A 23,674-nucleotide genomic window follows, 5' to 3' on the forward strand; every position below is an offset into this window, starting at 1 on the left:
AAGAATGCATAGGGATATCCCTATGCGCGCCTCAGCGGCCGGAGACGGCGAGCCGGGCGACGTCCACCCGGGAGCGGACGCCGAGCTTGCGGAACGTCCGGGTGAGCGCGGCCTCGACCGTCTTGGTGCTGAGGAACAGCCGGGCCGCGATCTCCCGGTTGGTGGCGCCCTCGGCGACCAGCGCGGCGACCCTGCGCTCGATGTCGGTGAGCACGCCGAGCGGGTCGTCGCCGGCCGCCGGGGGGACCGGCCCGGCGTCGTCGAGCCCCTGCAGTTCGGCCCGGGTCCGGGCCAGCCAGGGCCGCGCCTCGGCCTTCGCGAAGATGGCCCGCGCACGCAGCAGGTCGGCGCGGCCGCGCCGCGGATCGTCCCGCCGGCCGCGCAGCGCGCCCAGTTCCAGCCAGGCCCGGCCCTCCTCCAGCCGGTACGGGAGGGCCTGGAGCAGTTCCGCCGCGCGGACCAGCCCGTCGTGCGCCGAATCGAGATCGCCTTCGGCCGCGCGGGCGAGCGCGGCGGAGCGCTCCAGGACGGCGAGGACGCCGCGCCGTCCCAGCCTGGCGGCCCGCGCCCTGGTCTCGGCGACGAGGGCGGCGGCCTCCCCGGGACGTCCGACGGCGACGAGGGCGTCGGCGAGGTCGGCGTGCCAGCGCCGCAGCGACGGATCGCCGAGCCCCTGCCCGGCCTCCATCGCCTGGACCTGCCCCAGCACCCGCACCGCCGCCCCCGCGTCGCCGAGCTGCAGCCGGACGAGGCCCTCCGCGTGCAGCGCGCGCGGCAGGAACAGCTGGTCGCCGTCGTCCGCGCTGTGCTGGACGGCCTGCTCCGCCGCCGACAGCGCCCGGCCGAGGTCGCCGCCGGCCGCCTCCGCCAGCGCCAGCGCGTACCAGGACGGCCCCTGGCTCAGCCCCGAGTCCTCGGCCAGCTCCAGGCTCTGCCGGGCCACGCCGAGCGCCTGCCGGCAGCGGCCCTGGTAGATCTCCACCTGGGTCATGCAGTACAGGCACATGCACAGGCTCTCGACCACGCCGCGCTGGCGGACGCTGTAGATCAGGGCCCGCAGCTCGGCGCGCGCCTCGTTCACCCGGTCGTGCATCAGATGGTGCCGGTGCTTGAGGTAGACGGGGCCGTTGTGATGCCACATCACGTGCGGTTCCTGCGGCTCCGCCAAGGCCTTGCGGAGCGTCCGCTCGGCGTCCGGATGCCCGAGGAACAGCTCGATGTTCGCCTGCTTGGCCAGCGCGAACAGCTCGGTCCTGCGGTCCCCCGCCAGGGCGGCCAGCTCGGCGGACCGGCGGGCGTGCACGTGCGCGGCCTTCGCGGAGCCCCGCACCATCCACGCCCGCCAGCTCAGCCGGTAGTGCAGCGGCGCGAGCAGCGACGGGTCGCCGCGCGCGTCCTCCATCGCCTTCGGGAAGACCTCCTCCACCTCCGCGAGGGCCTGGCCGGACGAGTCCAGGACGACGATCCAGGCGCGGACCCGGTCGCCGGGCCGCGCCGTCATCTCCAGGACGCGCCGGGCGAGCCGCCTGGCCAGCGGGTAGTCGCCCGCCGCCACGGCGTCCTCGGCGGCGCGCAGCCGCCGGCCGACCGCGGCGTCCCCGGCCGCCTCGGGGGTGTGGTCGGCGGCCAGCTCGCCGAGCTGGGCGGCGGTGGACAGGCCGCCGCGGCGGCGCGCCACGGCCGCGGCCTCCGCCAGCGTCTCGGCGATCCGCCGGTCCCGGCCCGACGTCAGCCGGGCCAGGTGCAGGGCACGTTCCACCGGGTCGCGCACCGCCTGGGACAGCGCCCGGTGCACCGCCTTCCGCTCGGTGGTCTCGGCCTCCGCGTAGATGACCGCCGACAGCAGCGGATGGGTGAAGCGGATCGTCCCGCCGGCGTCCACGTCCACGATGCCCTGCCGCTCGGCCTCCGCGAGGTCGGCGCGGCCCGTCCGGCGCAGCAGGTCGACCGACGGCCGGCTCGCCGCGCTGGCCATGACGAGCGTCTCGCGGGTGCCGGGGGACAGCGCCGCCACGCGTTCGCGGATCAGCACCGAGAGGCTCTGCGGGATGGGCGGCTCGTCGGTCTCCGGATGCTCCAGGACGCTGCGGGCCAGTTCCACGGCGAAGAACGGGTTCCCGCCGCTGACCTCGTGGATCCGCGTGAGCCGCGACCGCGGCCAGGTCCGGCCGAACCGGTGGCCGAGCAGGATCGCCAGCTCGGTCACCGACATGGGCGGCACCCGGACCGTCAGCGCCGGCCGCGGGCACAGCCCGGCCGCGTCCCGCCACCGGCCGCCGCCCTCGCCCGCCGCGGGCCCGGCGGGATCGGCGGGCTCCGGCCGGGCGGAGGCGACGATCCGGAGCCGCGGCGCCAGCCCGGCCGCGCGCCGCGCCACGAAGGCCAGCAGCTCCCCGGACGGACGGTCCAGCCACTGGGCGTCGTCGACCAGCACCAGTCCGGGCCGGTCGGCGCACAGCATCCGGAAGGCGTGCAGGACGCCCAGCCGGAGGTTCAGCACGTCCCGCTCCCCGGTCGGGACGTCGTGCTGCAGCAGCGCGGACCGCAGCGCGTTCCGCTCCGGCCCGGGGAGGCGGCCCGCGACCTCGCCGACGGCCTGCGAGATCAGGTCGATGAGGCCGAGGAACGGCAGGTGGTGCTCGGTCTCGGCCGGGCAGCAGGCGAAGACGCGGTAGCCGGCGGCGGCGTGCTCGTCCGCCAGCACGGACAGCAGGGTGGACTTGCCGATCCCGACGGGGCCGGACAGCAGGACGCCGCCGCCCCCGGCGAGGTGGCCGCGCACCTCGCCCAGCACGTTCGCGCGGCCCATCGCGTTCTTTCCGGCCGGCTGGACCCCATACGTCATGTGCGGCCTCCGAACGCCCGGCGCGGCGATGACCCCGCCGCGGACGGTAAACCTCTCCGCCACCGCCGTCAAGATCCCGGGGGAGGAGCACGGCGGGCCGGGCGCGGCCGGGCGCGGTTTTGCAGGTTTCCCACAACTGAAGGCGCTCAGCGTGCGATGTCTGCGACATGGCGCTACGGGCCGGTAGGCGGAAAGGTGGCAACGTCTGGGGCGCCGTCGCGGCGCGCGCAGTGGTCTACAGGAGGGCTCGGTCGGGTGTTCAGTCGTGTCGCCATCGTCAACCGCGGTGAGGCCGCCATGCGGCTCATCCACGCCGTCCGGGGGCTTGCCGCGGAGACCGGGGCAAGGATCGAGACGGTCGCGCTGTACACCGACGTCGACCGCACCGCCACCTTCGTCCGCGAGGCCGACCTCTCCTACGACCTCGGTCCCGCCTCGGCACGCCCGTACCTCGACCTGGCGGTGCTGGAGCGCGCGCTGGTCGAGACCGGCGCGGACGCGGCGTGGGTCGGCTGGGGCTTCGTCGCCGAGGACCCGGCGTTCGCCGAGCTGTGCGAGAAGACCGGCGTCACCTTCGTCGGGCCGAGCGCGGACGCCATGCGCAAGCTCGGCGACAAGATCGGCGCGAAGCTGATCGCCGAGGAGGTCGGCGTGCCGGTCGCGCCGTGGAGCCGCGGCGCGGTCGCGACGCTGGACGCGGCGCTGGCGGCGGCGGACGAGATCGGCTACCCGCTGATGCTGAAGGCGACCGCGGGCGGCGGCGGGCGCGGCATCCGCGTGGTCACCGACGGGGCCGAGCTCGCGGACGCCTACGAGCGCACCAGCCAGGAGGCCGCGCGCGCCTTCGGCAGCGGCGTCGTGTTCCTGGAGCGCCTGGTCACCGGCGCCCGGCACGTCGAGGTCCAGGTCATCGCGGACGGGCAGGGGACGGCGTGGGCGCTCGGCGTCCGCGACTGCTCGGTGCAGCGCCGCAACCAGAAGATCATCGAGGAGTCGGCGTCGCCGGTGCTGAGCGCCGAACAGGCCGCCGAGCTGAAGGCGTCGGCCGAGCGGCTCGCCGTCGCGGTCGGCTACCGCGGCGCGGCGACGGTCGAGTTCCTCTACCACCCCGGCGACGAGCTGTTCGCGTTCCTGGAGGTCAATACCCGGCTGCAGGTCGAGCACCCGATCACCGAGTCGACCACCGGGTTCGACCTGGTGAGGGCGCAGCTGCACGTGGCGGCGGGCGGCCGGCTGGAGGGCGCGCCGCCGGCGGAGCGCGGGCACGCCATCGAGGCGCGGCTGAACGCCGAAGACCCCGACCGCGACTTCGCGCCCGCCCCGGGCCGCATCGCCCGGCTGGACCTGCCCGCCGGGCCGGGCGTCCGGGTGGACACCGGCGTCCGCGAGGGCGACACCATCCCCGCCGACTTCGACTCGATGATCGCCAAGATCATCGCCTACGGCCGGGACCGGGACGAGGCGCTCGGCCGGCTGCGCCGGGCGATGGCGCAGACCACGGTCATCATCGAGGGCGGCGCGACGAACAAGAGCTTCGTGCTCGATCTGCTCGACCGGCCCGAGGTGATCGGCGCGACCGCCGACACCGGCTGGATCGACCGCGTCCGCGCCGAGGGCGGGCTCGTCTCCCACCGGCACTCCGCGGTCGCGCTGGCCGCCGCCGCCATCGAGGCGTACGAGGAGGGCGAGCGCGCCGCCCGGCAGCGGCTGCTCGCCACGGCGTCCGGCGGGCGCCCGCAGGTGCGGCACGAGAGCGGCCGGCCGCTGGACCTCAAGCTGCGCGGCGCCGGCTACCGGGTGCGGGTCGCGCGGATCGGCGCGCACCGGTTCCGCGTCGGCATCGAGTCGGGCGAGGACGTGCGCACCGCCGACGTCGAGGTCGACCGCTTCGACCGGCACAGCGGGCAGATCACCGTCAACGGCACCCGGTACCGGCTGCTCACCGGCACGCACGGGCCGGTCCACCTGGTCGAGGTGGACGGCGTCACGCACCGGGTCAGCCGGGACGAGGGCGGCGTCGTCCGCTCCCCCGCGCCCGCGCTGGTCGTCGCCACGCCGCTGGAGGCCGGCGCCGAGGTCGAGGCGGGCGCGCCGGTGCTGGTGCTGGAGAGCATGAAGATGGAGACGGTGCTGCGGGCGCCGTTCAAGGCGCGGCTCAAGGAATGCGTCGTGTCCGTGGGCAGCCAGGTGGAGACCGGCGCGCCGCTGCTGCGGCTGGAGCCGCTCGCCGGCGACGAGGCCGAGGACGCCTCGTCCGGCCCGGCGGTCGCACTGGACCTGCCCGCCGCGAACGGGACGGCGCCGGCGCGCCGCCGCGCCGCGCGCGGCCAGGAGGACCTGCGCAGCCTGCTGCTCGGCTTCGACGTCGACCCGCACGACGAGCGCCGGGTGCTCGACGACTACCTCTCCGCGCGCCGGGCCGCCGCCGCCGACGGCCACCGGCCGCTGGCCGCGGAGCTCGCGCTCATCGAGCTGTTCACCGACCTCGCCGAGCTGAGCCGCAACCGCCCGGCGGGCACGGGAGATAGCGGCGACGGCGCGGACGGGCACGTGCACAGCGCCCGCGAGCACTTCCACACCTACCTGCAGAGCCTGGACGTCGAGCGGGCCGGGCTGCCGGAGGGCTTCCAGGCCAAGCTCGGCACGGCGCTCGCGCACTACGGCGTCACCGACCTGGACCGCTCCCCCGAGCTGGAAGCCGCGGTGTTCCGGATCTTCCTCGCCCAGCAGCGCGCGTCCTCGGACGCCGCGGTCGTCACGACGCTGCTGCGGGCGTGGCTGCGGGAGCCGCCGCCGGCCGAGGCGCTGCGCGAGCCCGCCGGGCTCGCGCTGGAGCGGCTGATCGCCGCGACGCAGGTCCGCTTCCCGGTGGTCTACGACCTCGCGTGCGGCGTGGTGTTCGCCTGGTACGCCCAGCCGCTGCTGCGCCGCAACCGCGCCCGCGTCTACGCCGACGTCCGCCGGCACCTGCGCCACCTCGACGCGCACCCGGACGCGCCGGACCGCGCCGCCCGCATCGCCGAGATGGTGCGCAGCACCGAGCCGCTGGTGCGGCTGCTCGGCCAGCGGCTCTTCCGCGGCAACTGGGACAACGCGGTCATGCTGGAGGTGCTGACCCGCCGGTACTACGGCAACAAGGGGCTGACGGGCGTCCGCACCAGCGAGGTCGGGGGCTGCGCGTTCGTCGTCGCCGAGCGCGCCGGCTCATGCCTGGCGTCCGCCGCGGTGAGCTTCGACGCGCTGGGCGGCGCGCTGGACGGCCTCGCGGACCTCGCGGCCGGCAAGGACGCCATCGACGCCGACATCTACCTCTCCTGGGAGAACCAGCCCGAGGACTTCGACGCGATGGCCGCGGCGCTGCACGACGTCATCGCCGCGCACCCGCTGCCGGAGCAGGTCCGCAGGGTGACCGCCACCGTCGCGGGCAGCAGCGGCGCGGTGATGCACCACCACTTCACGTTCCGCCCGTCCGCCGCCGGGATGGCCGAGGAGCGGCTGATCCGCGGCCTGCACCCGTACATCGCGCAGCGGATGCAGATGGAGCGGCTGCGGAAGTTCGACCTCACCCGGCTGCCGTCGTCGGACGAGGAGGTCTACCTCTACCAGTGCGTGGCGCGGGAGAACCCGTCCGACGACCGGCTCGTCGCGTTCGCGCAGGTCCGCGACCTGACCGAGCTGCGCGACCACGACGGCAACCTGCGCACCCTGCCGACCGCCGAGTTCACCATCGCCACCTGCCTGGACTCGATCCGCCGGGCGCAGGAGCGGCGGCCGTCGAAGAAGCGGCTCCCCACCAACCGGATCGTGATCTACGTCTGGCCGCCGAGCGACCTCACCCGCGCGGAGCTGGAGATGCTCGTCGAGCGCATGCTGCCGACGGCCGCGGGCGCCGGGCTGGAGGAGATCGAGTTCATCGCGCGGCGCCGCGACCGGGAGACCGGCGAGCTGGCCAAGGTCGCCGTGCGCATCTCCTTCGACGCCACCGGCGGCACCACGCTGACCGTCGGCGAGCCGTCCGCGGAGCCGGTCGAGCCGGTCGACGGCTACCGGCAGAAGGTGCTGCGCGCGAGCAGCCGCAACACGGTGTACCCGTACGAGCTGACCGAGGTGCTCGGCAGCTTCGCCGAGCACGACCTCGACGAGAGCCACGCGCTGGTGCCGGTCGACCGGCCGAAGGGGCGCAACACGGCGGCGATCGTCGCGGGCGTCGTCACCACGCCGACCCGGCGGCACCCGCAGGGCGTCACCCGGGTCCTCCTGCTCGGCGACCCGACGAAGTCGCTCGGCGCGCTGTCGGAGCCGGAGTGCCGCCGCGTCATCGCCGCGCTGGACCTCGCCGAGCGGATGCGGGTGCCGCTGGAGTGGTACGCGCTGTCCTCCGGCGCCCGGATCTCCATGGAGTCGGGCACGGAGAACATGGACTGGGTGGCGGCGGCGCTCAAGCGGATCGTCGAGTTCACCCAGGACGGCGGCGAGATCAACATCGTGGTCTCCGGCATCAACGTCGGCGCGCAGCCGTACTGGAACGCCGAGGCGACGATGCTCATGCACACCAAGGGCGTCCTCGTGATGACGCCGGACTCGGCGATGGTGCTCACCGGCAAGCAGGCGCTCGACTTCTCCGGCGGCGTGTCGGCCGAGGACAACTTCGGCATCGGCGGCCACGACCGGGTGATGGGCCCGAACGGGCAGGCGCAGTACTGGGCGCCGAACCTGGTCGCCGCGCGGGACGTCCTCATGGCGCACTACGACCACGCGTACGTCGCGCCCGGCGAGGACGCGCCGCGCCGCGCGCCGACGTCCGACCCCGTCGACCGCGACGTGTCCGACTTCCCGCACACCGTGGAGGGCAGCGACTTCACCACCGTCGGCGAGATCTTCTCCGCCGCGACCAACCCGGACCGCAAGAAGCCGTTCGACATCCGGACCGTGATGCGGGCGCTGTCCGACCAGGACCACCCGGTGCTGGAGCGCTGGGCGGGCATGGCCGACGCGGAGACCGCCGTCGTGCAGGACGTCCACCTCGGCGGCATGCCGGTGTGCCTGCTCGGCATCGAGTCCCGCTCGGTGCCGCGGCGCGGCTTCCCGCCCACCGACGGCCCCGACGCCTACACCGCCGGGACGCTGTTCCCGCAGTCGTCCAAGAAGGCCGCGCGAGCGATCAACGCGGCCAGCGGCAACCGGCCGCTGGTGGTGCTGGCGAACCTGTCGGGCTTCGACGGCTCCCCCGAGTCGCTGCGGAAGCTTCAGCTGGAGTACGGCGCCGAGATCGGCCGCGCCATCGTGAACTTCCGCGGCCCCATCGTGTTCTGCGTGATCTCGCGGTACCACGGCGGCGCCTTCGTGGTGTTCTCCAAGGCGCTGAACCCGAACATGACCGTCCTCGCGCTGGAGGGCTCGTTCGCCTCGGTGCTCGGCGGCGCGCCAGCCGCCGCGGCGGTGTTCGCCCGCGACGTCGACGCCCGCACCGCCGCCGACCCGCGCGTCCGCGGCCTGGAGGACCGCGTCGCGGCGTCCACCGGCCCCGACCGTGCCGCGCTGCTCGCCGAGCTGGACGAGCTCCGCTCGTCGGTGCGCGCGGAGAAGCTCGGCGAGGTCGCCACGGAGTTCGACGGCGTGCACGACATCCGCCGCGCGGTCGAGGTCGGCTCCGTCGACGCGGTGATCCCCGCCGCCGGGCTCCGCCCGCGCATCATCGAGGCCATCGAGTCCCGCCTGCCCTGACGGCGGCCGTGCCCCACCGAGGTACCGGTAGGGCACGGCCGCCGTTCCGCTTCTGCCCGTAGCCGATATCGGCCACAGACCGCCAGAGGCCATTACCCCCGGCACAACGAACCCGACACCACGGGATAAAGCGCACACCATGCCGGTGACACGCGCCCCTCCCGCCGGGGTTTCCTGTTTCCTCTTGTGGCCAAAGGTGGAAATATGACGATTTCGAACGGCATTCTGCACTATTAAGGGATGAACGCTATATACCTAGTCATCGGGGCCCGCAACACGACCGAACTCTGGGATGCCGGTTATAGCCGGACGCCACCCCGTGTTTCGTGTAATCTCGTGGGCCTTCCGAAACCATCTTGATATGTGCAGCGTCAAAGCTCCCGACCCGTCAGGCGACCGCTCGTTCTGGAGGAGGAATCTGTGCCTTACCCCGGAGCGAAGGGCCGACCGGAGGCATGGACTGCCCAGCCCGAGAAGCCGGAGAAATATCCTCTACGTCATCGATGGGCTGATTGGCGAGCCGGCCGCGCCGACCGAAAGATCATCGTGTCCGATGCGGCCATGATTTCCTCCTACCCGCAGCTGCCCTATCTCCAGCGTCTCCGTGCGGAACGCAACGCAATGCTGAGTACCGAGTACCAGCGGGCCGAGGTCGCGCTTTACGGGCTCACCGCCGAGCACCGTGAGGCGGTGACGGAGCGGGAGAACCTGAGACGCGCGCTCAGAACGGCGGAGGAGCAGTTCAAGGAAGCGTCGTTGGAGCCGACCGAGGAGCAGCTCGGCCGACGCGGGCACGCCGAACGCGACCCCGACCGCTGGACGGACGGGGACGTCCGCGACCGGCAGGAGCGCCGGTACCGCAACCGGCGGGACCGGGCCGACGCCGAGCGGCGGCGGGTGGCGGACGAACTGGAGCGCGTCGCCCAGCACGTCGCGGGGCACGGCCGGGAACTGCGGGCGTGCTGGGACGTCCACCTTGCCGGCGCATGGCGGATCGTCCACTACTACGCCCGCCGCGAGGCCGGCTATCTGCGGTCCCTCGCCCGCCGCAACAAGAACTGGCCGGATGTGGTCGAACTGCTCGAGCCCTTCGGCCCGGAACTGCCCGAGTGGCTGACTGTCCCGCCCGATCCTGAAACCGAGGAGGCACCATGACCGGCTGGCTGCGCTCCCGCATCGCGCGGCGCACCGAAATGGTCGGAGCCCGCCCGCCCGGCCTCCTGTCCTGGTGGTACCGGCGCGCGGACCGGCGCATCGTCGCGCGCGGCGGCGCGATCCCGGGAGCGGACGCCGTGACCGAGCACCTGCCGCCCGCCGAACCGTTCGTGCCCACCGAGGTGAACGCCGACACGGTGACCCAGCTGATCGTGCAGCGCGCGGCGGGCATGCTGCCGGGCGGCGTGGACGAGATGACCGGGCACGTCCTCGACAACCTGATCAACTCCCGGGTCGACCAGTGGCGCGCCCGCGTGCTGAAGGAGCACGCCGTCTACCTCGCGGCCGCGCGCTACCGGGAGCGGGAGGCCATGGCGACGCTGAAGCAGCAGGCGGTGCTGCTGAAGCAGACCGAGCGCCGGCTGCTGGAGACCGAGATCGCGCTGAACGCGGCGGTCTCCCGGCTGCTCGGCAAGGCATCCGCCAACGAGGCGGCCGGAAGGCGCGAGCGCCGCAGGAGCGGCCGGCTGCTACGGCTGTGGACGCGCGGCACCGGGCTCGGCGGACGAGGCCGGGGCCGCGGCGCACCGGCCCGCAGCGTGGCCGCGACGGGAGGGGAGCACAATGTCTGACCAGCGCACGGCGGACACGGAGCGCGAAGAGGACGAGCCCGCCTCCCCCGATCAGCAGACGTGGGCGCCGTGGGGCGGCGCCGATCACGCGGACCCGGTGCTGCTCGCCGGACGGCCGTCGACGATCTACATCTACGCGGTGGCGCTGCTGCTCGCAGTGATCGCCGACTTCACGGCCTTCTATCAGGTGCTCGAACTCGTCATGGCCGACCTCTACGAGGTCCTGGTCTTCCTGATGGTCGCCGGTTTCACCGGTGTCGTGCTCGCGCTGGCGCATTTCGCCGGGCAGTTGTTCCGAGACCGGCGGGCGGGTGACGCCTCGGCGAGCAGCCTGGTCACGCACGCCTGCCTCATCCTCGCCTGGCTCGCGCTGGGGGCGCTCGCCTTCTGGGTCAGGTACAATACCGACGCCCACGCGGACGCCGGGGCCTCGTCCGGACTGTCCGTGTCTGGGACGCCCTCCCCCTCGCCGGCCGGCTCCGGCGGGCAGTCGACGCTGCAGGGCGCCGCGATCTTCGCCGGGCTGTACCTGGGCACCGGCCTGGTGGCCATGGTCGGCGGTTACCTGACGCACAACCCGCTGCGCGACGGGTTCGTGCGGGCGCTGCGGCACCACCGCGCGGCGACCGAGACGCACGCCATCGCCAGCCGCCGCCACGAGATCGCCGCGGCGATCTCGGAGTTCCGCACCGCCGAGATCGAGGCCGCCGAGCGGGTGGTCGAGGAGTCCATCCGGGCCCACCTCGCGCTCGCCGAGGAGCTCAAGCAGGTGGCCCGGCTGGAGATCACCCGGCGGCTGCAGGACGTCTCGGCCACGGACAACGTCTTCACCGACGACGCCCGGCCGTACACCTACCGGCCGTTTCCCAACTAGCACCCCCGACCAGCACCCAAGGAGTCGTCCCATGACCCAACGGCGCGTCACCGCCCTGTCCGGGGCAGTGCTGCTCTGCCTGACCGCCTGCCTCGCATCCTGCAGCCAGGAGGACGAGGCCGGGGCGTTCCCGGCCACCCGGTGCTTCGCTGAGCGTCCGGCGCCCCTCGCGCTCGTGGTCGGAGCACGGTCGAACGTGCCAGAGACCCGCTTCCCCGACGTCACGATGCCGCTGCTGCGCCTCGCGGCGAAGTCCGGACAGGAGATCTCGCTGATCCGCGTGGACGGCAGGCCCAACGTCATCAAGCTGCCGCCGTTCCACACTACGGCGAAGAACGACAAGGCGAAGAACGCGGTGCTGGACGGCTACATCGGCGAAACCGTGCGCCCCGCGCTGGCGGGCAACGCCGCGGACTCCGTCCACGCCCGGGCCCCCGAGGCGGACGACCTGACGGCGCTCACGCTGGCGGCGGCGGCCGTGCCCGACGGCGGCAACATCATCATGGTGGACTCCGGCCTGCAGACCACCGCTCCGCTGGACTTCCGCCAGACCGGCCAGTTCTCCGCCGAACCGGACGAGATCGTCAAGTTCCTCACCGACCGGAAGCTGCTCCCCGACCTGCACGGCCGGAACGTGCTGCTGTCCGGGTTCGGGTACGCGGCCGCACCGCAGGAGACGCTCAGCCAGGAGTGGCGCACGAAGGTCATCGGGCAGTGGAGCGCCATCGTCAAGGCGGGCGGCGGCTGCATCGCCGTCGATCGCGAGCCCAACACGAGCACCGCGCTGCCGGGGCTGCCGCCGGTCACCCCGGTGAAGCTGCCGCCGGCCCCCACCTTCACCGGCTGCGGTGACGCCGCGCTCACCGCCGCCAACAAGGTCGGCTTCGTCAAGGGCACGGACGAGTTCGCCGACCCCGCGGGCGCGAAGAGCACACTGGGCAAGCTCGCGGCCGTGCTCACCAAGGGTGACCAGCGGTTGCGCCTCATCGGCAGCACCTCATCCGAGGGCGGCGACGCGATCAACGACCCCCTCTCCGAGCGGCGCGCGGAACGGGTCAAGAAGGAGCTGGCGACGCTCGGCGTCGCGGCGGACCGGATCACCGCGGAGGGCGCCGGCGCGCATCTCGAAGGCCGCGAGAAGGACATCGGCCCCGGCGGAGTGCTGCTGCCCGGACCGGCGGCGGCGAACCGGAAGGTGGTCGTCCGGCTGCCGAAGTGCACGAGCTGATCCCGCACGGGCGACGGAGGGGAAGCGCGCGGCGTGACCGAGGAGCGCCCGGACCGGCTCGGCCGGATCCGCTACAGCTGGTGGGCCATGCTGTCCGACTGGTACAACGGCCTGCGTGACGGGTGGCGCCGCATACCGGCCCGGACCATGGCCGAGCCGGTCACCACCCCGCACCGTGAGTCGCTGATCCGGCTGGCGGAGGAGGTCTTCGAACGTGAGCGTATCCGGTACGAGGCCGACCGGGCGGACGCGCACACCAGGGCCGAGGCCGCCACCGCCCGGCTCGCGGCGCTGCACCGGGAGCTGTCGGCGGCGACCGCCCGGCTGGCCGAGATCGGCGTTCCGCTCTCAGTGCCGGAGCAGCTCCGCCGACGGGCGGGTGACCGGCGGCACGGCGACGAGGTGGTCGTCCAGCGGCGCCGCGCCGAGTTCCGCCACACCGTGGACTCCGCGTGGGCGGACGTGGAGCGGCTCCAAGCGGAGATCACCGGCGTGGAGGCAGGGCTGAGCGCCGCCACGGCCGAGGAGGAGCAGTGCCTGCGGGTGGCGACCGCCCGGACGGTACGCGTCTACCAGCACATCCAGCTGCGGATGGCCGCCTACCTCCGGCAGCTCGTCCGGCTCCACGAACACGGCGGCTGGGCGGCGGAGCGACTGCTCGTCCCCGTCCATCTGCCGGCATGGACGAAACCCGCCCTTCTCGACCCGGACGTCCTGGAGACCGAGGACGCGGACGAGAACGAGGAGGAACCGTGGTCCGACGACGCCGGCGGGCCGCAACCGGAGGAGACCGGAGAGCAGGAGGAAACGATCCCCCTTCCGGAGCGGGTGACTCCGTTCGGTTCGGCGATGGACGCCCCGTATCGGATCGACGCCCCGGGAACCGCGCCGCGCCACTTCGCGGTGATCCATGAGGAGGACGGGCTCCGGCTGCGCGACTACGGCCACGGCAACGGCCCCTACGTCAACGGCCATCCGGTCAAGTCGGCGCGGCTGCGCGCGGGCGACGCGTTCGAGTACGCCGACCGGCGGTACCGCGTCCTCGACGGGTGCCGGGAGTTGCGGAGCAGCCCCCTCACCGACATCAAGCTCGTCCTCCTCGATGTGACGGCCAAGACGCCCAAGTCCGACAAGGACCCGAAGGCGCTGCTCTCCGGCGCCTCGCTGGTGCAGCGGGCCAACACGCTCATGGCCGTCCTCGGCCCGTCCGGCGCGGGGAAGAGCTCGCTGTTCAACGCGCTCATGGGGGAACTGCGCGTCGAGGAGGGCGAGATCTACTTCGACCACCTCGACGTCGCCCGGCAGCCGGCCCGGATCAAGGACATGCTGGGCTTCGTCCCGCAGCAGGACGACATGCACCGGACACTGACGATCCGCTCCCTGCTCGGGTACGCGTTCGATCTCCGCGACCCGCGCGGGGAGCCGGCCCGCGGCCGGGCCGTGGACAAGGTCTGCGAGATCCTCGACATCAGCCCGGGTCAGATGGACCAGCCGGTCGCCACGCTCTCCGGCGGCCAGCGCAAGCGGGTATCCACGGCGCTGGAACTGCTCCACAGACCGGCGCTGCTCATGCTGGACGAGCCGACATCGGGCCTGGACGCGGGCCTCGACCTCCGGTTGATGCGGCGGCTGCGCGCGTACGCCCGGGAGGGGCACACGGTGGTGGTCATCACCCACGCCACCGAGAACCTCGGTGTGGCCGACCAGGTGCTGATTCTCGCCCAGCGCGGGCGCCCGCTCTACTGCGGCCCGCCGGGCGGGGCGCTCGACGCCCTCGGCGTCAGGTCGTACGCCGAGCTGATGACCCTCATCGCCAGGGACGAGGAACAGGACCCGGAGCGGCACGTCGAGAGATGGGCCCGCGGCTACCGGGCAGGACCCCAGCACGGCCGGGCGGCCGCCGCCGCGAGCGAGGAGCGGAGGCAGGCGGCGAACGGCGTCCGGGGGTCCCGCATCCGCAGGGTCCGTTCGATCGGCGTCTTCTGGCGGCAGTTCCGGACGCTGGTCAGGCGGCAGGTCCGGCTGCTCCTGCCGATGGGGTCGGGCCAGCAGCCGACGCCCGCGAAACGGCTGTACGCCTGGCGCTCCGCGGCCACGCCGTTCGGGATCGCGGCGGGCGGCGCGCTGCTGGCGGCGCTCGTCGTCCGCGGCGGCGCGATGGGCGCGAAGACCGCGGACCAGATGGGGATAGCGGTCAGCCTGCTGAGCACCCTCTCCGTGCTCAGCGGCCTGGCCCTGACCTACAGCAACCTCGTGTCCGAGTTCCCCGTCATCAAGCGCGAGCACCGCACCGGCACCAGGGTGCTGCCCGTCATGCTGTCGAAGTTCCTGGTGTTCACGGTGATCGCGATCCTGCAGGCGGGCGCGATGACGCTCGTGTTCTGCGCGTTCCATGCGCCGACCGCCTCGGTCCGGCTGCCCGCCCGTATCGAGCTGTTCGCGGACCTGGCCGCCCTCGGCGTCGCGTCGATGTCCCTGGGCCTGCTGATCTCCGCGCACGCCAGGCGGCTGGAGCACGCCGTCGCCGCCTTCACGCTCGCGTCCCTGACGCAGATCGCGCTGAACGGCTACACCTCCGACCTGTCGGACGGCGGCCCGCTGAACTGGTTCTCGATGCTGCTGCCCGACCGGATGGGGCTGGCCGCGATCGCGTCCTCGACCGACCTCACGGCGATCACCGCCCGGGTGGTCCCGCGCGACCAGCTGATCGTCGACGGCAACTGGGCGCACACGGCCGGCGCCTGGCAGCAGGACCTGCTGTGGCTCGGCGTGCTCACCCTCGTCTACCTCGGCCTCGCAGCCCACGGGCTCAGCGTCCGCCTGCGCCCGGCCGGCGGCCCGCGCCGCCCGGCGAAGCGGCCTCCCCCGGCCGGGCAGGAGGGCGAGACGCCTACCGACTGACCTTCGGGTCGCCCCACGCCAGGTCGGGCAGCCTGTTGGAGACGCCGCCGGCGATGTTGGCGCCGGCCATCGCCGGATTGCGGGTGGTGCCCGGCCGGTAGGCGCGCAGCCGGAGCCGTATCACCCCGCGCACATCCAGCTTGATCGTCCTGTGGTGGCCCTGCGTGACCCGGACGGGATCGAGGTCCCGCCCGTCGAGGCTCACCAGGAACACGCCCTCCTGCGGTTCGCCGGCGGCGTCGTTCACTCCGGCGACGGCCCGGAACGTCCGGTAGCTCTTTCCCAGGACGTAGGTGAGGTCGCTGATCCCCTCATCGTTGCAGAAGGCACTGCACGAATAGTGCAGGCTCCGTTCGTACATGGTCCCGCCGATGCTGACGCCCTCGATCTCCACGTCGGAGTCGTCCTTCACCGGCTCGAGGTCGGTGAGCCACTTATTGACGGGCGGCGGCGGGGACGGGGACGGGCTCTCGCCACCGGACGACGACGTGGGCGTCACGGGCGGACTGCCGGTGCCTGCGGTCTGCGGCGGCACGGGAGGGGTCGATGGTCCGGGCGGCGGGGTGCCCGGGGACTGGGGGAAGAACCACGCGCCCAGCGCGACGAGAACACTGATCACCGCGACGACGACGGCCCACGCCTCAAGGCTGGGCGGCGGACGACGGCGGCCGGCTTCTCTGTCGGGTGTCGTCAAATTCCCCATACTGGATTATCTCTTTCCGAAGAAACGGTCGTGGAAGAAATGTCGCTAAGAGCGGCCAAGGCGCCACATCCAGCTCGGGAGCCAACTGAGCACCGCGCCGGTGAACGCCTGCCAATGCAGGTCCGTCGCGCGTCCCACCTGGTGGACCGAGAGCCGCCGCACCTCCGCGAAAAGCTCGACCGCCGCGGCGCTATCCCCTTGTAGCTTCCGGATCACGGCCAGCTCCTGCTGCGTGCGCAATGTTTCCGGATGGGCCCGGCCGAGTACCGCGCGCTGACCTTCGAGCACCGCCGCGAACAGCTCGCCCGCGCGTTCGTCCTCGTGCTGCTGCGCGCAGGCCTGGCCGAGCAGGAACCGGGCCCGCAGGTAGACCGGATGCCGCGCGCCGAGACGGCTCCGCACCGTGGCCAGGACGGCCTCCAGCTCCTCGCACGCCCGCCCGGACTCCCCCTGGGCGACCAGCGCGTGCGCATGCGCGACCGATGCGGTTAGCGCCTGCGGATGCGCGCGCCCGTGCTCGCGGACGTACCGGTCGCGCTCGTCGCGAAGCCGCGCTTCGGCCTCCTCCCATCCGGCCCGGTCCGGGCGGAGCTCCGAGAACTCCGGGGTGAGTTTGGCCTCACACAGGATCTGCCTCGCCTCGATGAGCCGGTGATGCTCGGACCGGCCGAGGCGCGTGTAGTGCCGGACCACGAGCTCGGCGGTGCGCCGGGCCCGGCGCTGCGCGTTCCCGGCTAGCTGGATCCGCGCGAGCTCCAGCCGCAACTCCTGGATCTCCTCGTCCGCCGCCTCGTCCGCTCCCTCCTCCGCCGTCGCGCCGGGCAGGAGCTCCTCCGCCAGCCGTGCGGCCTCCGCGAGCCGGCCGCGGCGGCGCAGCGCGCGGACCCGGGCCGCATCGGCGGGCAGCGCCGCCCACAGCACGTCCGACTCGGCCAACCGTCCCGCCGCGTCGAGCGCCTCGGCGCGGATCCGGTCCGCACCGCACTCCTGCGCAAGCTCCCGGGCGCGGGCCGCGTCCCCGGCGAGCAGGAAGGCCGCTGCCGCCCGCCGGGTGAGATCGGCGTCGCCGGGCAGCAGCCGCTCCAGCATGCGGGCGGCCGTCGCCATGTCCCCCGTGTCCGTGTAGTGGCCGGCCAGCCGGCGCAGCAGCTCCGGCCCGAGATCGGTGCGGTCCGCCAGTTCCGCCGCGTGCGGGAGGACGGCCGGGTCCCAGCGGTCGAGGACGGCCCGCGCCGCGGCATGCGCCATCGCCCGGTCGTGCCCGGCGGGCCGCGCGAGCGGGCTGATCTGCCAGTGCGGACCGGTCCGCGTCGCGAGTAGCCTCCTGCCGAGATCGGCGAGCGCCGCCGTGACGGCCTCGTCGGAGAGGCCGGCCGCGGCGGAGAGGACGCCGGTCGGCAGCGGCGCCGGTGCGCACTCACCGGCCAGCCGCAGGATCTCACGCTGCTCCGGAGCGAGCGCATCGATGGTCTCCGCAACCAGGCGCGCCGCGGGCGGCGGATCGGTCTCCACCCGGGCCGCGTACCCGGCCGCGCTCCCCGGCCCGCCGAGCCGGCGGAGGGCTTCGGCGTGCAGCGCGAGCGAGCGGGCGTGCCACCCGGCGGCGGCGCCGATCCGGTCCAGCGCGGCGGTGTCGGCGTCCACGTCGCCACCGGACAGCAGGAGGCGCCCGTCCTGCCGGGTCATCGTGTCGAGCCGGACGAGCCCGGCTGTCCCGGTGTAGGCCTCGCCGTCCGTGGTGGCGACCGTCCGCACCCGCGTCCCGGCCGGAATGATCAGGTCCTGGAACTCCTCATCCGGCAAGGTCGCGGGCAGGTCGTCGACGACCCACAGCGCGGGCGCGGACCCCTCCGCCAGGCGGTCGGCGACCATGCCGAGCAGCAGTTCCCGGCTCGCGGTGGCGGCCGGCAGGCCGAGCATGCCGGCGATCATCCGGACGGCGTCAGCGTACCGGGCGCGCACGTCGGCCGCCGTGCGCGCGCCTGTGAGGGAGATCCAGTGCACGCCGCCGCGGAACGCCGCGCCGAACTGCCACGCGTAGGCGGCGACCAGCGCGGATCGCCCGCTGCCCGGCAGGCCCGCCACCACCGCGGCCGGGCCGAGCGTGCGGTCCTGGGTGAGTGCGAGGTCGGCGGCGAAGAGCGCGGTGTGCAGATCCCACAGTTCCCGGTAGCGGCCGACAAATCGGGAGGCGCCCGGCACCCGGCCGGGATACCAGCGCGGTCGGTCGGCGAAGTGCACGGCGCCGATCCGCCCGTCGATGCCGCGCACCCGGTCGAGGATCAGATCGGCCAGGGTCGCGGTGTTGCGGGTTCCGGACGGCGCCACGGCGAACCGTGCGTCGGACAGCTCCACGGGCATGATGTGACCAGTGTCCGGCTCGGGGTTGACCACGATGATCCGGCGGCCGGGGTCGCCCTCCCGCTGCCCGGCCAGGAACGCGGCCGTCAGTTCCGCCTGGCACGCGGGCCGCGACGGGTAACCCGCCGAATAGTAGGCGACGAGCGCCTTGGACGAGTTCAGCGCGGACTCGATCGTCGCGGTGACGCCCTCGAAATGCGCGATCCGGTCCGTGTCGAGGAACACCCGGAGGCCGCGTTCGCGCATCGCACGGACGAGCCGAGTCACCGCCGGGCGGTCGCAGCCGCCCAGCGACATGAAGACATCGAAATCTCCCGATTCCGCCATACCGCTATCTTATGTAATTCAGTGCATTTCTCGGGCCCACATTCCGCGGAAACGCGATTGTCAAGACCAGAGGGTCAGTTCGCCGGTACTGGTCAAGGCCAGGAAGAACGTGATCGCGACTCTGCGTCCGCGGGCGCTGGGATCCACCGCGTGGAAGTAGCGCGGGTCGAACAGCAGGGCGTCGCCGGCTTCGACCGACAGGACGATCTCCTGCTCACCGTCGATGACGGAGCGGTGGTAGCCGTATCCGTTTCTCGCCCCAGTGTCCGGCGGATTCCAGCGGCGGCGATAGATCCGCGTGCTTCCCCCTTCGGCGGGCACGGACATCCAGGCGTTGAACGCGAGCTGGGCCACCGGCGCACCGCCGTCGAAGAAGTCCGGACCGTACTCCCGGCGGACGTCGTCGAAATGGACGAGTGCTCCATCGTTGATCTCGCGCAGCGCGCCCGCGAAGAGGTCCCGGCCGCGGATCCGGGCGGGGCCGAGCCGGTCGCGCCATACCTCGGACAGGCGATCGACAGAGAGGGCGAGCGGGTCGGCGCCGCCCATCCGCGAGCGCCACAGCTCGCGCGCGAGCGCCATGTCCCTCCAGTACTCGGAGCGCAGGCCTTCGCCGTCCTTGTACTCGTTGAGGACCGGGCCGAAGCGGGCGATCGGCGGGTCGACCCTCGCCTTGTCGTAGGCGTCCATGGGGAAGTCGGGCTCCGCGATTCTCGCCATGGCCTCCCGGCAGAGTTCCGCCGGGAGGAAGTCCGTGACCCGCAGCGCGGCGAAACCGCCGGCGGCGAGTTCCGCGAGGTGGCTCCGCGACAGTTCCCCGACGGGGATCGAGCGGGCGGTGAAAAGCGGATCCAGCAGGTCCGGGTGCGTCCGGGCATCGGCTGTCGCCATGGTGATCCCCCTGGGCGGTGAGGCGATCGGCGGGGCCGTTCCGCACCCCGCGATCCGTCCGATGCCACAGATGATGTCGCGCCGGCGGGGACCACTGAACGGGGCCGCCGTTTCCTAAACGGATTGGCAACGGGAAACGGCGTCGATGCGGCCGCGAACGATATCCGCGCGGCGGGTATCGCACAGCGCGGTGTAGTGGGCCAGCGCAGCGCGCCAATGCGTCAGCGCACGCTCCGAGTCTCCCTCGCCAGCCTCCACCGTCCCGAGGGCGTCGTGGGCGCGCGCCTCCTCGTACCGGCTTCCGCCGGCCCGGCCGAGCTCGGCCGCGCGGAGCAGGACGTCCCTCGCCTCCGCCGTCCGCCCCAGCCGGTGCTGGGCCTCACCGAGGCAGTTGAGCGCCATGGCCGCGTCGACGTGCAGTCCCAGCCCCGTGAACTCGTCCAAGGCGCGGTGCAGCCGTGGCACAGCATCGGCGTACCGGCCGAGTTCCATCTCGATGAAGGCCATGTCGCGCAACAGGATCGCCGTGTTCCGGACCAGCCCTTGGCGCTCCACGAAAGCCAGGGCCCGCCGACACTGCCGGAGGGCCGCGTGCGCGTCACCCCGGCGGAAATCCACCCACGCGAGGTGCGCGATCGCCGTGTTCTCGCCAAGCTCGTCCCCCAGGCCCCTGAAGATGAGGCGGGCCTGCTCGTAGTGGACGGCGGCGGCATCGTGGTCCCCCCGTTCCAGATGCGCGAGCCCGAGGTTGTTGAGCGTCATGGCCTCGGCGTCCTGATCAGCGGCCCTGCGCGCCGCCCGGAGCGCCAACTCATGCGTCTCGATCCAGACCTCCCAGGGCTTGGCCAGGAACAGGAAGCCCCGGAACGCGTAGGCCAGCCGCCAGCAGTGGTCGTCCAGGCCCGCCGCCGAGGCCGCGCGGCAGATGGCGACCAGGTTGTCCTGTTCGGCGAGGATCCAGTCGAGTGCTTCGCCGTAGTCGCGCGCTTCATGCCGGGGTCCCGCCTCCCCGCCCATCGGCCCGGGGCGATGCCGGTGCGGCGTGATGAGCCGATCGGCCGCCTCCAGGGACCGCAGGTAGTAGTCGGCCTCCCTGCGCAGGGACCCGGCTCGTTCCGTGTCCGGCAGGTCGGTCTCCGCGCGTGCACGCGCGAAGAGCCGCAGCAGGTCGTGGAACTGGAACCGGCCCGGCCGGTGCCCGGTCAGCAGATGCGCGCCGAGCAGCCGCCGCAACCGCCGGCGGGCCTCGTCCCACCCGCACCCCAGCACCGCCGCGGCGGTCTCCAGATCGAAGTCCGGCCCCGGATGGAGACCCAGCGTCAGGTAGGTCCGGCCCAGTTCCGGCGTCAGCGAGCGGAACGAGGCGCCGAAGACCGCGGCCAGGTTCCGTTCTCCGTCATCGAGATCGGCGAGGCGGTTCCGGTCCTGGTCGGCGCCGGCCGGTTCGCCGGCGTCTAGTTCGGCGCGGAACCGGGCCGACGCGATCCGCAGTGCCAGTGGAAGCCCGCCGCACCCTTCCGCGATGCCGTGGAGAACGGAATCGGTCGGTTTCTCACCCGTCCCATGCCCGTTCTCGCGCAGCGTGCGCAGCAGATCTACGGCGCCATCGTGCGACAGCGGCGCGAGCCGTACGCGGTGCGCGTCCTCCAATGCGCTGAGGTCACTCCGGCTGGTGACGAGCACACGGCAGCCGTCCGTGCCCGGCAGAAGCGGCAGGACGTGCGCGGCGTCACGGGCGTTGTCCAGGAACAGCAGCAGGGACCTGCTCGCGACGCAGTCACGGAAGAGGGCGGAACGGTCCTCTGCGTGCGGGGGGATCCCTTCTCCGGGGACACCGAGCCGGCGAAGCAGCCGATTGAGCGCGTCCGCCGGTTCGACCATCGCCGTATCGGCATACCCGTGCAGGTCCATGAACAGGCAGCCGTCCGGGAAACGGTCGCGCAACCGGTGCGCGGCGTGCACGGCGACGGCCGTCTTGCCGACGCCGCCCATTCCGACGACCGCGCAGATGGTCACCACACCGGGACCGTCCGCGCTCTCACCCGCCAGGACTTCGATGATCTCGCCGAGTTCGGTATCTCGTCCCCGCAGACCGGCCGTGTCCCGGGGCAGGCCCGACGGCCGGGCCAGGACCGGTGCAGCCGGAGACGCGGGCCTGCGCCGGGACGCCCCGAGCGCTCGGCTGCTCAGCGCCGACCGGAGGACGCCACCGGCTTCGAGGACCTCGTCGCAGCGCGCCGCCATGGCCGGGTTGGGATGGGCCAGGCCGTTCTCGATCTTGCTGAGATGGCCCTTGCTGTAATTGATCCGCCGTGACAGCTCGGAAAGGGACCAGCCGGCGGCCTCGCGCAGCCGCCGGAGTTCGGAACCGAAGTCCGGAGCGTGGTCCATCGAGCCTCGCCTGGTACCGCCGCCCCAGGGCCCCGCCCGAAGGGAGGTCTGCCGTTACATTTCCAGCGTATCGCGTCCAGCGCGCCCGGCCCGGAGCAGCACTTCGGCGTTCGCCTGGCGAGCGAACACGGCGGGCGTGGCCCACTCATTGTGGTTGGCGCTGAAGAAGATGGCGCGCCTGGCCTCGGTGACGGCCGCGTCTATGGTCAGGCCGTCGACCAGCGACGCGTAGAACTCCTCCGTGAAGGTGACGGCCGCGTCGTCGGAGATGGGGAACTGCATCGTGACGGCCGTCGGAACTCCGCGTTCGACGAGCGCGCCGCCAAGACTGGACATGGCGTCCAACTGGTCCATGGCCCCGGTTTCACACGCGTTGAGAAACACGAGCCGCAGCTGGGGGTGGTTCCGGAAGAGCGTGCCGAGATGAAACCCCGAGACCGGCGCGCTCTTGCCGTCCCTTTCGAAGTCGAGCATTCCGAGGCCTTCTCGCGCGTCCTTGTGGCCGTGCCCCATGAAATGCCATATGTGAATCGGACGGCCCGCCTCATTGGCCCTGCGCAACGTCCGCTGCAGGGCCAGCAGCGTCGCGTCCCGGGTGAAGCTCAGCTCGACGAGACCCAGTTCGATGAGCGGGCCCAACGCCACTCTGATGGTCTCGATCTCGGCCTCGGTGTCCAGGCGCGGCAGGTCCCGCGGGGAACTGACCGTGACGAGCACACGGAGCGGATGCGTGGACGTGGCGGTGGCCGGTGACGCCACGCGGTCGAGGTGGCGGACGACCGAGTGATGGGGCGAGAGGCAGAGGAAGTCGGTGCCGTCGTAGAGCAGTTCCCAAGGGATCGTCTGAAGTTCCGCCGCCTCGGCGAGCCGCAGCCGTACCCGCAGTCCGTTCCCGACGCCTACCGCTTGCGCGCGGGTCTGCTGCAGGAGGTCGCGCACCGATTCCCGGAAGACCCCGGCGAAGAGCCTTCCGCCGAACTCCGCGAGCGGTTCCAGCGCTCGCGGGACGCCGCCCTGCCGGACCGCAGGCTTGGGTCCGCAGTAGGCCAGGACGAAGTTCTCCAGCTCACCCGGAGCGAGATCGAGCTTGAGTGTGGTCCCAGCCGACCCGAGCGGCGACCGCGCGTCCAGCCGGAAGCCGTTCTCGCCCCGCGCGATGCTGAGCTCGAAGTCCACCTGCCACACCGGGGTTCGGTCCCGCAGGAGCGCGAACGCGTCCTCGTTGTCGGCGATGAGCCGCGCCTGCAGTTCGACGAGAGCGGCCGATTCCCGCGTGAACAGTTCCTTCCACAGGTCGAACGGGATGTCGCCGCCCTGACGCCGCAGCAGGAAATAGCTGCTAAGCCTTTCGGCCGCTTGGGCGAAGCGCGCCGCCGTCCCGACGTCAACCCTGCGCAGAAAGGCTAGGACGATCCGGACTTGAGCCATATATGCGGCGAACAGTTCCCTGGTGGCACGGGACTGGTCGGGGTCGGGCGCGAGGACGGTCCGCACCTCGGCGGAGCCGTCGCCGGTCGCGACCTCCTGCCGGTGGACGCCGACCATCCGCATCAGCTCGATAAGCTCCCGGTGGCGGTCGGCCAGTCCCGCGATGTGTCGCTGGTGCAGTTCGTCCCCGCCGACTCGGGTCTGTGCCGCCACC

At 72.9% G+C, this 23,674-nt stretch carries 12 protein-coding genes; 6 read left to right on the plus strand and 6 right to left on the minus strand.

Annotated elements, in window-relative coordinates:
* Positions 1-31: 31 nt before the first annotated feature.
* Positions 32-2,845: a helix-turn-helix transcriptional regulator gene (locus AL2_RS24415; protein ID WP_067637312.1), complete on the minus strand. Its 2,814-nt coding sequence runs from the start codon at positions 2,843-2,845 to the stop codon at positions 32-34.
* Positions 2,846-3,100: 255 nt separating this feature from the next.
* Between AL2_RS24415 and AL2_RS24420 the strand changes: the two genes are divergently transcribed.
* From AL2_RS24420 to AL2_RS24445, 6 genes are all read left to right on the plus strand, one after another.
* Positions 3,101-8,569 carry an ATP-binding protein gene (locus AL2_RS24420; protein WP_067637314.1) on the plus strand — a complete coding sequence of 1,823 codons (5,469 nt, stop codon included), beginning with the start codon at positions 3,101-3,103 and terminating at the stop codon, positions 8,567-8,569.
* A 621-nt stretch (positions 8,570-9,190) separates the two neighbouring features.
* Complete coding sequence (locus AL2_RS24425; RefSeq protein WP_067637316.1) at positions 9,191-9,724, plus strand: hypothetical protein; 534 nt, start codon at positions 9,191-9,193, stop codon at positions 9,722-9,724.
* A complete protein-coding gene (locus AL2_RS24430; RefSeq protein WP_067637318.1) occupies positions 9,721-10,356 on the plus strand; it encodes a hypothetical protein in 636 nt (211 codons plus the stop codon). Before AL2_RS24425 ends, AL2_RS24430 begins: the two co-directional genes overlap by 4 nt.
* Complete coding sequence (locus tag AL2_RS24435; RefSeq protein ID WP_067637319.1) at positions 10,349-11,230, plus strand: hypothetical protein; 882 nt, start codon at positions 10,349-10,351, stop codon at positions 11,228-11,230. The genes AL2_RS24430 and AL2_RS24435 overlap by 8 nt, the downstream gene beginning before the upstream one ends.
* Positions 11,231-11,261: 31 nt before the next feature.
* Positions 11,262-12,458, plus strand: a complete 1,197-nt coding sequence (locus AL2_RS24440; protein WP_067637321.1) for an OmpA family protein — start codon at positions 11,262-11,264, stop codon at positions 12,456-12,458.
* Positions 12,459-12,491: 33 nt separating this feature from the next.
* Positions 12,492-15,359: an ATP-binding cassette domain-containing protein gene (locus AL2_RS24445; protein WP_067637323.1), complete on the plus strand. Its 2,868-nt coding sequence runs from the start codon at positions 12,492-12,494 to the stop codon at positions 15,357-15,359.
* On the opposite strand, the gene AL2_RS24450 is transcribed toward AL2_RS24445, so the two are convergent.
* The 5 genes from AL2_RS24450 to AL2_RS24470 form a co-directional block, all read right to left on the minus strand.
* Positions 15,349-16,053 carry an NPCBM/NEW2 domain-containing protein gene (locus AL2_RS24450; protein ID WP_168444669.1) on the minus strand — a complete coding sequence of 235 codons (705 nt, stop codon included), beginning with the start codon at positions 16,051-16,053 and terminating at the stop codon, positions 15,349-15,351. The genes AL2_RS24445 and AL2_RS24450 overlap by 11 nt on opposite strands.
* Before the next feature lie 54 nt (positions 16,054-16,107).
* A complete protein-coding gene (locus tag AL2_RS24455; protein WP_067637327.1) occupies positions 16,108-18,750 on the minus strand; it encodes a tetratricopeptide repeat protein in 2,643 nt (880 codons plus the stop codon).
* Between the two features lie 60 nt (positions 18,751-18,810).
* Positions 18,811-19,641, minus strand: a complete 831-nt coding sequence (locus tag AL2_RS24460) for a 2OG-Fe(II) oxygenase (RefSeq protein WP_083946855.1) — start codon at positions 19,639-19,641, stop codon at positions 18,811-18,813.
* Positions 19,642-19,755: 114 nt separating this feature from the next.
* The gene (locus AL2_RS24465; protein WP_067637329.1) at positions 19,756-22,032 is read right to left on the minus strand and encodes a helix-turn-helix domain-containing protein; all 2,277 of its coding nucleotides are present in this window, start codon (positions 22,030-22,032) and stop codon (positions 19,756-19,758) included.
* 54 nt (positions 22,033-22,086) lie between these two features.
* Positions 22,087-23,673: a CHAT domain-containing protein gene (locus AL2_RS24470; RefSeq protein ID WP_067637331.1), complete on the minus strand. Its 1,587-nt coding sequence runs from the start codon at positions 23,671-23,673 to the stop codon at positions 22,087-22,089.
* Position 23,674: the final 1 nt, after the last annotated feature.

The sequence above is a fragment of the Actinomadura latina NBRC 106108 genome (assembly GCF_001552195.1).
In the GTDB taxonomy this organism is placed as follows: domain Bacteria; phylum Actinomycetota; class Actinomycetes; order Streptosporangiales; family Streptosporangiaceae; genus Spirillospora; species Spirillospora latina.

Coding starts and splice junctions, on each gene's coding strand:
- AL2_RS24415 (WP_067637312.1), bottom strand. CDS start 2,845: ATGACGTATGGGGTCCAGCCGGCCGGAAAGAACGCGATGGGCCGCGCG.
- AL2_RS24425 (WP_067637316.1), top strand. CDS start 9,191: ATGCTGAGTACCGAGTACCAGCGGGCCGAGGTCGCGCTTTACGGGCTC.
- AL2_RS24430 (WP_067637318.1), top strand. CDS start 9,721: ATGACCGGCTGGCTGCGCTCCCGCATCGCGCGGCGCACCGAAATGGTC.
- AL2_RS24435 (WP_067637319.1), top strand. CDS start 10,349: ATGTCTGACCAGCGCACGGCGGACACGGAGCGCGAAGAGGACGAGCCC.
- AL2_RS24440 (WP_067637321.1), top strand. CDS start 11,262: ATGACCCAACGGCGCGTCACCGCCCTGTCCGGGGCAGTGCTGCTCTGC.
- AL2_RS24455 (WP_067637327.1), bottom strand. CDS start 18,750: ATGGCGGAATCGGGAGATTTCGATGTCTTCATGTCGCTGGGCGGCTGC.
- AL2_RS24460 (WP_083946855.1), bottom strand. CDS start 19,641: ATGGCGACAGCCGATGCCCGGACGCACCCGGACCTGCTGGATCCGCTT.
- AL2_RS24465 (WP_067637329.1), bottom strand. CDS start 22,032: ATGGACCACGCTCCGGACTTCGGTTCCGAACTCCGGCGGCTGCGCGAG.